At 59.5% G+C, this 1,095-nt stretch carries 1 pseudogene; it reads right to left on the reverse strand.

Features of this window, described 5'->3' with window-relative positions:
- Positions 1-502 precede the first annotated feature (502 nt).
- Positions 503-1,036 (reverse strand): annotated as a pseudogene (locus FEF26_RS15470) (ISL3 family transposase); the annotation flags it as partial.
- Positions 1,037-1,095: the final 59 nt, after the last annotated feature.

The following is a 1,095-nucleotide window of genomic DNA, read 5'->3' on the forward strand; positions in this document are numbered from 1 at the left end:
CTGGTCCGGCTACATCGCTCAACGCGCCGAATAAAACCTGCCCTCAATAACGCACGTCCACCGACAGAACCCCGAGCAAACCCGCCAAGAGGTTATGGAGGAGGACTACTTCGATGGGGACTCTTCGTTGCGCTCGGCGCACCCAGGTTGTGTGCATGAAGGGGTCACCTGGCCCTTCCGAGCCGTACGATGTGCGCTCCATATCTGTTCAATGTCGTAATGTTCTAGAGCAGTCTTCATCTTCCGAAGGGCGTTGTCTGAGTAGCGCATGAGCTTTTGAGAGCCGTGCACAAAGCGATGCGAGTGAACATCGTCATTAGCGTCGAGGTCAAGGTGGCGCCGAAGGGCCGCTGCTTTGTTGCGTGTAATTCCTGCACGGTCAGCTAGATCGAACGCCCCCATATAAAACTTCTTCTCAAGGTCAACGAGGCGAATCCCAGCAGCATTACTGGAGGCACTATCGCTCACATACGTCATAGGCAGTCCACCAGATTTAACTGGCTCATCGCAGATGAGGGTGTAGGAGGGGCCTGAATCCTCCGGTGTCCAGTAGGGCCCGGGTGATGTAGTTGGTCAGGTTCCTGAATCCCAGGGCGGTGCCGCGGAGGTGTTCGAGCCTGCCGTTGATAGCTTCGGTGGGTCCGTTGGATGTGCCCGGCCTGTCGAAGTAGGCCAGGATGTCAGCAGCTCGTCGGTTTAGAGTCCGGCCCAGCTTCTTTAACTCGACCAGCTTCACGGGAATCCCGCGACGCAGGGAGTGGATGACCTCGGTGAGTATCTGCTTGCCCATGGGCTTCGACGGGCACCGGTAGGCGGCGACGATCTTCTGATAGATACCCCAGCTTGCCTCAACTTCCACGTGCTCATCGGCGGCGAATACCGCGGTCAGCTTGCGGTCCTGAGGATCGGTGAGCAGATCCGCCCCGGTGCGCAACGTTCTACGTGCCCCGTAGAGGGGATCACCTGATCGCCCGCGGTGCCCGGTGGTCTCACGCTGAACCCGCTGGCGGGCTTGATCCAAGGCGTCCCCGGCTAAGTGAGGTCGGCCCAGGGCGCAGTATCAGCGTTTCGGCTGGTCTGTTTCCCTGGGCCGCC

The organism is Nesterenkonia salmonea (assembly GCF_005771525.1).
GTDB classification, from domain to species: Bacteria; Actinomycetota; Actinomycetes; order Actinomycetales; family Micrococcaceae; genus Nesterenkonia; species Nesterenkonia salmonea.